Here is a 9,645-nt window from a genome sequence, read left to right as displayed (position 1 = left end):
CTCAGCCACCCGGGCAAACTCCGCCAACCCGCGCGGATCCCGCCCAGCCCCGACCGCTCCCACCGTCATCGAATAACGCATGCCCTGACGCTAGCCACGCCCACCGACAGGATGCGTACAGAAGAACTGTTACTAGTGGGCGAAATGAGGGTCCGCTGAGGCGTGGACCCGCTGACGAGCGGGCGCTGTGCGGGACTACTAACAGTCCTTATGTACGCCGCCTATGCCGCGTGCCCGCCGTCGAGGGTCAGCTCGGTGCCGGTGAGGTAGCCAGCGGTCGGCCCGGCCAGGTAAGTGATGGCCGCGGCGACCTCGGCTGGGGTGCCGAAGCGGTTGATGGCCAGGTGGTCGATCTGCGGCTGGGCGTACGGGCCGTCGGCCGGGTTCATGTCGGTGTCGATCGGACCAGGCTGAACGACGTTCGACGTGATGTGCCGGTCGCCGAGCTCGCGGGCCAGTCCCTTGCTCAACCCGACCAGCGCCGCCTTCGTCATCGCATACAGCGTCATCCCGGGCCCGGTCACCCGCGCGGCGGCACAACTGCCCAGGTGGATCAGCCGGCCACCATCCGCCAGCAGAGGTGCGGCCGCCTGGCTGGCGGCGTACACGGCCCGGATGTTGATGGCGATCGCCCGGTCGATGTCGGCCAATCCGAACCCGTCGATCGGCCCGATCGCGCCGACGCCCGCGTTGTTCACCAGGATGTCCAGCCCGCCGAGCGAAGCAAAAGCCTCCCGTACGGCGTTCGCTACCGCCGCAGCGTCGGCGGCATCAGCTTCGATGGCGAAGCAACGGCGACCGAGCCGCTCCACCTCTTTCACGACAGCGGCCGCCGCGTCCGCGGAACTGTTGTAGGTGAAGGCGACATCGGCGCCGGCCTCGGCGAGGGCGATGACGGTGGCGGCGCCGATACCGCGGCTGCCGCCAGTGACCACTGCATACTTGTTCGTCAATGCGTTCATGGGGTCTAGTTCAGGCGATCGAGCGACGGCGATCCGGCGGGAATACGACACCAGGAACCGACGTCGCCTTTCCGCTAATAGACAACTGTTCGCTACACCTTGATGGCGCAAAACCGCTAGAGACTGTCGGTGCGGCAGGGGATGCTGGGGACGTGTACGAGTGCAGAGAGCGATGCGTCCGGGCAGTGCAGTCGAAGGACGCACGCTTCGACGGCTGGTTCTTCACGGCCGTCCTGACCACCCGGATCTACTGCCGGCCGAGCTGCCCGGTGGTGCCGCCGAAGGTCAAGAACATGGAGTTCTACCCGAGTGCCGCGGCCGCTCAACAGGCCGGTTTCCGCGCCTGCAAACGCTGCCGCCCAGACGCGAGCCCAGGCTCACCGGAGTGGAACGATCGCGCTGACCTGGTCGCCCGAGCGATGCGCTTGATCGCAGACGGCGTCGTCGACCGCGACGGCGTACCGGGCCTCGCTACCCAGCTCGGCTACAGCGTCCGCCAGGTGCAGCGCCAACTCCTGGCCGAGCTGGGAGCCGGCCCGCTCGCATTGGCCCGCGCGCAACGAGCCCAAACGGCAAGACTCCTCATCGAGACCAGCGACCTTCAGATGGCCGATGTCGCTTTCGCTGCCGGATTCTCCAGCGTCCGCACCTTCAACGAAACCGTCCAAGAGGTCTTCGCGCTTTCCCCAACAGACCTCAGAGGACGACGCGGTACGGCGGCAGTCGCGCCCGGCACGATCTCGCTCCGGCTCCCGTTCCGCGCGCCCCTGACGCCGGACAACCTCTTCGGCCATCTGATCGCAACCGGCGTACCGGGTGTGGAGGAGTGGCGCGACGGCTACTACCGCCGCACGCTGCGTCTCCCGCACGGTCATGGCGTCGTCGCGCTCAAGCCGATGCCCGACCACATCGCCTGCCAGTTGAGCCTCACCGACCAGCGCGATCTCGCGATCGCGATCAGTCGCTGCCGCCGGATGCTCGACCTGGACGCCGACCCGATCGCGGTCGACGAACTGCTGGCCACCGACCCCGTCCTCGCCCCGCTGGTCGCGAAGGCGCCGGGCCGCCGGGTCCCTCATACGGTCGATGGCGAAGAGTTCGCCGTACGGGCGGTGCTTGGGCAGCAAGTGTCGACCGCGGCAGCTCGGACGCACGCGCACCGGCTGGTTCTCCAGCATGGCGAGCCGATCGAGGACCCGACGGGCGGGCTTACCCATCTGTTCCCGACCATGCAAGCGTTGGCCGGGCTCGATCCGGAATCCCTGGCCTTCCCGAAATCCCGCCGTACGACGCTGACCACCCTGATCGCAACTCTCGCGGCCGGCGAGATCGACCTCGGTGCCGGCGCCGACTGGGATCGCGCCCGCGAACAGCTCGCCGCGCTCCCTGGCATTGGCCCCTGGACGGTCGAGTCGATCGCCATGCGCGCCCTCGGCGACCCGGATGCGTTCGTTGCCAGCGATCTCGGAATCCGTTATGCAGCTCGCGATCTGGGGTTGCCTGAGGCCCCTAAAGCGTTGACTGAGCATGCCAAAGCCTGGCGCCCGTGGCGTGCGTACGCAGTTCAGTACCTCTGGGCGACCGGCGACCACGCAATCAACAAGATCCCGCAGAACCAGGAGTAGAAATGCCCGACCTGACCACCGACCGGCTGGTGCTGCGGCAGTGGCGCGACTCCGACCGGGAGCCGTTCGCCGCGCTGAATGCGGACCCGGCGGTGATGGAACATTTCCCGAACGTCGTGTCGCGGCAAGACAGCGATGCGCTGATCGACCGAGCCTCCGCCGCGATCGCGGAGCACGGCTGGGGTCTGTGGGCGGTTGAGGTGCGCGAGACCGGCGAGTTCATCGGCTTCACCGGTCTTTCGATCCCGACCTTCGAGGCCGTGTTCCTGCCTGGCGTCGAGATCGGCTGGCGGTTGGCAAAAGGTGCCTGGGGCAACGGCTACGCGCCCGAGGCGGCTCGAGCGGCCCTCGCCTATGGGTTCGGCCCGGCAGGCCTGCAAGAGATCCTGTCCTTCACCGCGACCACCAATCTCCCGTCCCAGCGCGTCATGCAGAAGATCGGCATGATCCGCGACGAGGCCGGCGACTTCGATCACCCGCGGCTGCCGGCCGGCCACCGCCTGCAGCGCCACGTTCTTTATCGGATCAGCCGATGACCTACGCCGTGATGGACAGCCCCGTCGGCCCGCTCACCCTCGTCGCGACCGACGCCGGTGAACTGGCCGGCCTCTACATGGAGCAGCACCGTCATCAACCGCCGATCGAAACCTTCGGCAGCCGCGACGACTCCGTGCTCCCCGCGGTCGCCGAGCAGCTGACCGAGTACTTCGACCACGGCCGCACGACCTTCGACGTACCGCTCTATCTGGCCGGAACGCCTTTCCAGCAACGCGTCTGGACAGCCCTCAAAGCCATCCCGTACGGCGTCATCACCACGTACGGCGAGATCGCCCGCGAGCTCGGCCTTGTCCCGGGTGCGTCCCGCGCGGTCGGTCTGGCGAACGGGAAGAACCCGATCAGCATCATCGTTCCTTGTCACCGCGTGGTCGGTTCGACCGGAAACCTCACCGGCTACGGCGGCGGCCTGCACAACAAGCAGGCGCTCCTCGACCACGAACGCGGCGACGTCCTGTTTTAGGCCGCTGTTCTAGGCCGCGAGGACCTGATCGTTCTTCCGCCGCCGGATCACCCGGCGGCCGGCCTCGATCATCGGCAACTCGACCCAGCGGTAGCAGAAGTGCGCCATCCCGACGGCCAGCGTCGCGGTCACGAAGAAGATCAGCGGGCCCTTCGTGATGTCCAGCCCGACCAGCTTGCAGAGATAGTCCGCGAGCAGGCGCGCGAGGTTGTGCACCAGGTAGATGGAGTAGGACCGCTCGCCCAGATACACCATGGGCTTGAAGGACAGCAGCCGCTGCGGCAACGCGTCGGCGAGCAGCGCGGGCAACAGCAACAGCGCGACCAGTACGGCGTACAGGGGTGTGATCGGCAAGAGGTGCGGGATGTCGCCGAACACGTCATGACGATCAATGAAGTTGGCAGTCACCGAGATCGACAGGTGGGCGCCGACGAACAGGACGACCGCGGCTGATGCGACCCACGGACGGGTCAGCGGCCGGAACAGCGCGAAGCCCTTGGGGTGGTGGAACAGGATCCCCACCAGGCAGCCGATCAGGATGCTGAAGTAGTGCGCAGGCCAGCCCCGGGGATCGCCGCCCAGCGTGAGCGGCACGGTGGCGATCGACAGGGTCATCAGCGCGATGGTGATGCCGATCCGCAGACCGGTCTTCGCCCGGCGCTGGGCGATGATCGTCGCGAAGGCCAGCAGCGGCCAGAGCAGATAGAACTTCTGCTCGATTCCCAGCGACCAGGACTGCCCGTAGATGCCGCCGTGGCCGAATTCGTTGAAGAAGAACAGGTACAGCGGCAGCTCGGAGCCCGGCGTACTGGTGGTCAGGACGCCTCGGCCCAGCTGGACGAGCAGGGTGGCTGCGAGAACCACGAAATACACCGGCAGGATGCGGAACACCCGGCGGAGGTAGAAGTCCCGGAACGAGATCTGTCCCGAGCGATCCTCCTCGCGGAGCATCAGCGTGGTGATGAGGAAGCCGGAGACCACGAAGAAGAGCTGGACGCCGATCCAGCCCTGCAGCCAGTGCGGACCGTTGTTGTGCGCGAAAACCACCATCAACGCAGCGATGGCGCGCAGCCCGTCGAGGGCGGGGAACCGCCGTAGAGCCAGGTACCTGGTGTGGCACATCGGCTGGCCGGTTGCCGGCAAAGCCATCGGTCGTCCGCCCTTCAGCTTGGCCGTCGGGCAGCATTGTGCCAGTCGCACGGCTCACAGGCGGTGACCGCTTCGGCAGGTTTCCGTTAGAGGTCCGCGGGCGCCGAAAAGTTGCCGAGCGCCCGCGAAATGATCGCGGGCGCTCCGGTTGGGCGGTCAGGACGCGCTGTTGGCGGTGTCGTCGAGGCGCTCGACCGCCGGGGCCTCGAGGGCGGGCGGCTTGCTCTTGGTGAAGCGCTTCGCGATCGGCTCGGTGTAGCGGGCGGCCAGCGGGCCGAGGATGACCAGGATCAGCACGTACGCCGTTGCCAGCGGCCCGAGCTGTGGTTCCACGCCGACCGCAAGACCGGCGATGACGATCGAGAACTCGCCACGCGCGACCAGCGTTCCACCGGCACGCCAGCGTCCGGCCGACTTCACGCCGGCCCGGCGAGCGGCGTACCAGCCGGTGGCGATCTTGGTCAGCGCGGTCAGGACGGCCAGTCCAAGCGCGATCGCGAAGACCGGCGGAATCGCCCGCGGGTCGGTGCTGAGGCCGAAGAAGACGAAGAACACTGCGGCGAACAGGTCCCGCAGCGGGCTGAGCAGGTTCCGCGCACCGTGCGCGACCTCGCCCGACAAGGCGATCCCGACCAGGAACGCGCCGACCGCCGCCGACACCTGCAGTTGCTGCGCGATACCCGCGACCAGGAGCGTCAGACCCAGTACGACGAGCAGCAGCATCTCGGGGTTGTCCGACGACACCGCGCGACTGATCACGCGCCCGTACCGGAGTGCAAGGAAGAGCACGATGCTGACGGTGCCAAGTGAAATCAGCAGCGTGATGCTGCCGCCGGCCAGTCCGACACCGGCGAGCAGCGCGGTCAGAATCGGCAGGTAGACGGCCATCGAAAGGTCTTCGAGGACCAGAATCCCCAGCACCACAGGCGTTTCCCGGTTACCGAGCCGACCGAGATCGCCGACCACCTTCGCGATCACACCGGACGACGAGATCCACGTGACGCCACCGAGTGCGACCGCGGCAACCGGGCCCCAGCCCAGCAGCAGTGCAACCGCTGCGCCTGGCAGCGCGTTCAGGACGAAGTCGACGATCCCTGACAGGTACTGGGTCTTGAGAGTGGTGACCAGATCCGACGCGGTGTACTCGAGGCCGAGCAACAGCAGCAGCAGGATGACGCCGATCTCGGCGCCGGTGGCAACGAACTCTTCACTCGCTGCCAGCGGCAACAATCCACCGTGACCGAAGGCTAGTCCGGCCAGCAGGTACAGGGGAATCGGCGAGAATCCGAAGCGGCTCGCGATTCGCCCGAGGATGCCCAGGGCAAGGATTACTGCACCAAGCTCGATCAACAGCATGGTGATGTCTTCGTGCATCTATCTCACCCTCCCGCAATCAAGTCGGCCACAGCGTCCACACCTTCACGCGTCCCCACGACAACCAGCGTGTCGCCGGTCGCGAACCGGAAGTCCGGCGTCGGCGACGGGGTCGCGCCAGTACGGCGCAGGACCGCGACGATCGACGCGCCCGTCCGGCTGCGGGCCTGGGTGTCGCCGAGCGTGCGGCCCCAGTACGGCGACTTGGCCGTGATCGGGATGTGTTCGGTGACGAGGTCGATCTCGATCTCGTTCCGGACCGGGTCGAGCTGTTCGGGGATCAGCAGGTTCGCCAGCGCTATCGCTTCACCGGGGTCGAGCGGGACCGTGTTCGTGCAGGCGTCGTCGTCTTCGGGATCGTGGAAACCGAGGAAGCGGCGGCCGTCGTTGCGCACCACGATCGACACGTGTTTACCGCCGGTGGTGACCAGGTCGTACCGGATGCCGATCCCGGGCAACGTCGTCTTGGTCGGGTGGGCCTGCTGGTCCATGGTGATCCCTGTCTTCACAATGGCGCTGTGAAATAGATGGCGTCTGCAACTATTGTCTCAGGTCCTGACAAGCCTGTCCGGGGCGGGCAGCTGTGATTTGTGATGCAACCAGGTGCACTGCACCTAGCTGCATAGGTATGGTCGGTTCATGGCACTGGAACACGCGATCCTGGTATCGCTGACCGAGCGGACCGGCTCCGGCTACGAGCTGGCCCGGCGGTTCGACCGGTCCATCGGCTATTTCTGGCCGGCCACCCACCAGCAGATCTACCGGGTGCTGCGCCGGATGGACGAGGCCGGCTGGGTCACCCACACCGAGGTCGCTCAGGAGGGCCGCCCGGACAAGAAGGTCTACCGGGTCTCCGACGGCGGCCGCGCCGAGCTCACCCGCTGGATCGCCGAGCCCGGTGAGGTCGCGATCCTGCGGGACGCCCTCGGGGTCAAGCTCCGGGCTGCCTCGATCGGGGGCGTCGACGCCGTACTGCGTGAGGTTGCGCGGCACCGGGCCGAGCACGCCACCCGCCTCGAGGTCTACCGGGGGATCCAGGCCAAGGACTTCCCCAAGCCCGCCAAGCTGCACGACCGCGAACTGCACCAGTACCTCGTCCTCCGCGGTGGCATCCGCGCTGAGGAGTCGTTCGTGGCCTGGTGTGACGAAGTGACCGACGCCCTCCAGGAGGAATCGTGACCGCTTACCCGAACTTGCTGGAGCCGCTCGATCTCGGCCACGTGGTGCTGCCGAACCGGGTGATCATGGGGTCGATGCACACCGGTCTTGAGGATCGGCTGAGCGATCTGCCCAAGCTCGCGGCGTACTTCGCCGAGCGGGCGCGCGGCGGCGTCGGCCTGATCGTGACCGGCGGCTACGCGCCGAACCGGGCCGGCTGGCTCACGCCGTTCGGGTCGATCCTCAACTCGCGACGCCAGGCTCGCAAGCACCGCAAGCTGACTGACGCCGTACATGAGGAAGGTGGTCGGATCGCGCTGCAGATCCTGCACGCCGGCCGCTATTCGTACCAGCCGTTCAGCGTCTCCGCGTCCGCGTTGAAGGCGCCGATCAACCCGTTCAAGCCCCGCGCGCTGTCCGATCGCGGCGTCCGAAAGCAGATCGACGCGTACGTCGACTGTGCCGCGCTGGCGCAGGAGGCCGGGTACGACGGGGTCGAGATCATGGGGTCGGAGGGGTACTTCATCAACCAGTTCCTCGCCGAGCGCACGAACAAGCGCACTGACCGGTGGGGCGGTAGTGCGGAGAACCGGCGCCGCCTCGCGGTCAACATCGTCCGCCGTACCAGGGAGAAGGTCGGCCCGAACTTCATCATCATCTACCGGCTCTCGATGGCCGATCTGGTCGAGGGCGGGCAGAGCTGGGACGAGGTTGTTGCGCTGGGCAAGGAGATCGAAGCGGCCGGCGCCTCGATCATCAATACCGGGATCGGCTGGCATGAGGCGCGAGTCCCGACCATTGTCACGTCCGTGCCGCGCGCCGCGTTCACGAGTGTGACGGCCGCCTTCAAGCCGCACGTGAGCATCCCGGTCGTCACCTCGAACCGGATCAACCTGCCGCAGGTTGCCGAAGAGGTGCTCGCTCGTGGTGATGCCGACCTGATCAGCATGGCTCGCCCGTTCCTCGCCGACCCGGATTGGGTGCGCAAGGCAACGGACGACCGGGCCGACGAGATCAACGTCTGCATCGCCTGCAACCAGGCCTGCCTGGATCACGTGTTCGCCAAGAAGAAGGCGAGCTGCATGGTGAACCCCCGCGCGGCTCGCGAGACCGAACTCCTGCTCCTGCCGACCCGCAAGGTCAAGCACCTCGCGGTTGTCGGTGCCGGTCCAGCCGGGCTGGCCGCCGCCGTCACTGCGGCCGAGCGCGGTCACCGCGTCGAGCTGTTCGAGGCCGACGAGGAGATCGGCGGTCAGTTCGGGATCGCCCGCCGGATCCCCGGCAAGGAAGAGTTCGCCGAGACGATCCGCTACTACCGGCGCCGCCTCGAAATCACCGGCGTCAAAGTGAACCTCGGTCACCGCGCCACCGCCGAAGACCTGGCCGGCTTCGACGAGATCATCCTCGCGACCGGCGTCGTACCGCGGGTCCCGTCCATCCCCGGCATCGACCACCCGAAGGTCCTCTCGTACGCCGAGGTCGTGCGCGACGGGAAACCGGTCGGTGCCACGGTCGCCGTGATCGGCGCCGGCGGGATCGGCGTGGACGTCAGCGAATTCCTCACCACGGTTGAGTCGCCGACGCTGGACCTCGAGGCGTGGAAAGCCGAGTGGGGCGTCGCCGACCCGACGGTCGCTGCTGGAGGCCTCGGCGTACCAGCTCCCGAAGCCTCGCCCCGCCAGGTCTACCTCCTGCAACGCAAACCCGGCCGCATCGGCGCCGGCCTCGGCAAGACCACCGGATGGGTGCACCGCGCGGCCCTCAAGAACAAGAAGGTCGAGCAGCTCCGAGGCGTCAACTACGAACGCATCGACGACGAAGGCCTGCACCTCACCTTCGGCCCCCAGCACGAAAAGCCCCGCACCCTCGCGGTCGACACCATCGTCATCTGCGCCGGCCAAGAATCCGTCCGCGACCTCGCCGACGCCCTCACCACCCCCGGCCGCCCGGTTCACATCATCGGCGGCGCCGACGTAGCCGCCGAGCTGGACGCCAAACGAGCCATCGACCAGGCAACCCGCCTAGCTCTAACCCTCTGACCCGGACCTGCACCACCCGTCCCCGCCTCCCGCCGTTTGATGGGTGGACCCACCGGCTTGTGGGTGGGCCAACTGCATGCGATTGGCCCACCCGCAAGGAGATGGGTCAGCCCACCAAATGGGCGACGGTCGGAGCCCGTCCGAACTGCGTGGACGGGGGTTGCCGGGCGAGCGGTCCCCGCTGCGCTGGGGCGGTGGTCGGCGGATGCGTCGGGCGTCGTGCGAGGTCCCGGTCTCCTGCGTTTGGTGGGCCGGCCCATGGGGTTGTGGGTGGGCTAATCGCATGCGGTGGGCCAACCCACAAGACTGTGGGTCAGCCC

The 9,645-nt window shown here is 67.5% G+C and carries 9 protein-coding genes; 5 read left to right on the top strand and 4 right to left on the bottom strand.

Annotation, left to right across the window (positions count from 1 at the left end):
• Positions 1 to 221: 221 nt before the first annotated feature.
• Positions 222 to 962, bottom strand: coding sequence for an SDR family NAD(P)-dependent oxidoreductase (locus tag E1263_RS40760; RefSeq protein WP_132177562.1), 741 nt, complete (start codon positions 960 to 962; stop codon positions 222 to 224).
• A 152-nt stretch (positions 963 to 1,114) separates the two neighbouring features.
• Here E1263_RS40760 and E1263_RS40755 point away from each other — a divergent pair, with 152 nt between their 5' ends.
• Genes E1263_RS40755 through E1263_RS40745 form a run of 3 tightly spaced genes read left to right on the top strand, consistent with a single transcriptional unit; the run spans position 1,115 to position 3,605 of the window.
• Positions 1,115 to 2,587 carry an AlkA N-terminal domain-containing protein gene (locus E1263_RS40755; protein WP_132177560.1) on the top strand — a complete coding sequence of 491 codons (1,473 nt, stop codon included), beginning with the start codon at positions 1,115 to 1,117 and terminating at the stop codon, positions 2,585 to 2,587.
• Positions 2,588 to 2,589: 2 nt separating this feature from the next.
• On the top strand, positions 2,590 to 3,123 hold the full coding sequence (locus tag E1263_RS40750; RefSeq protein ID WP_132177558.1) for a GNAT family N-acetyltransferase: 534 nt from the start codon (positions 2,590 to 2,592) through the stop codon (positions 3,121 to 3,123).
• Positions 3,120 to 3,605: a methylated-DNA--[protein]-cysteine S-methyltransferase gene (locus E1263_RS40745; protein WP_132177556.1), complete on the top strand. Its 486-nt coding sequence runs from the start codon at positions 3,120 to 3,122 to the stop codon at positions 3,603 to 3,605. The genes E1263_RS40750 and E1263_RS40745 overlap by 4 nt, the downstream gene beginning before the upstream one ends.
• 9 nt (positions 3,606 to 3,614) lie before the next feature.
• Here E1263_RS40745 and E1263_RS40740 read toward each other — a convergent pair whose 3' ends face one another.
• The 3 genes from E1263_RS40740 to E1263_RS40730 all read right to left on the bottom strand — a co-directional run bounded on the left by E1263_RS40740 (position 3,615) and on the right by E1263_RS40730 (position 6,637).
• On the bottom strand, positions 3,615 to 4,754 hold the full coding sequence (locus E1263_RS40740) for an acyltransferase family protein (protein WP_132177554.1): 1,140 nt from the start codon (positions 4,752 to 4,754) through the stop codon (positions 3,615 to 3,617).
• A gap of 156 nt (positions 4,755 to 4,910) precedes the next feature.
• On the bottom strand, positions 4,911 to 6,128 hold the full coding sequence (locus E1263_RS40735; protein WP_132177552.1) for a cation:proton antiporter: 1,218 nt from the start codon (positions 6,126 to 6,128) through the stop codon (positions 4,911 to 4,913).
• Positions 6,129 to 6,133: 5 nt separating this feature from the next.
• Positions 6,134 to 6,637: a cation:proton antiporter regulatory subunit gene (locus E1263_RS40730; RefSeq protein ID WP_238162026.1), complete on the bottom strand. Its 504-nt coding sequence runs from the start codon at positions 6,635 to 6,637 to the stop codon at positions 6,134 to 6,136.
• A gap of 130 nt (positions 6,638 to 6,767) precedes the next feature.
• Between E1263_RS40730 and E1263_RS40725 the strand changes: the two genes are divergently transcribed.
• Complete coding sequence (locus E1263_RS40725) at positions 6,768 to 7,307, top strand: PadR family transcriptional regulator (RefSeq protein ID WP_132177550.1); 540 nt, start codon at positions 6,768 to 6,770, stop codon at positions 7,305 to 7,307.
• Entirely contained in the window at positions 7,304 to 9,325 is a 2,022-nt protein-coding gene (locus tag E1263_RS40720) for an NADPH-dependent 2,4-dienoyl-CoA reductase (RefSeq protein ID WP_132177548.1), read from the top strand. Before E1263_RS40725 ends, E1263_RS40720 begins: the two co-directional genes overlap by 4 nt.
• The last annotated feature ends 320 nt before the right edge of the window (positions 9,326 to 9,645 follow it).

It is taken from the genome of Kribbella antibiotica (assembly GCF_004349055.1).
GTDB lineage: Bacteria > Actinomycetota > Actinomycetes > Propionibacteriales > Kribbellaceae > Kribbella > Kribbella antibiotica.
The sequence above is the reverse complement of the archived record's forward strand: the minus strand, read 5'-3'. Positions and strand labels throughout refer to the sequence as shown.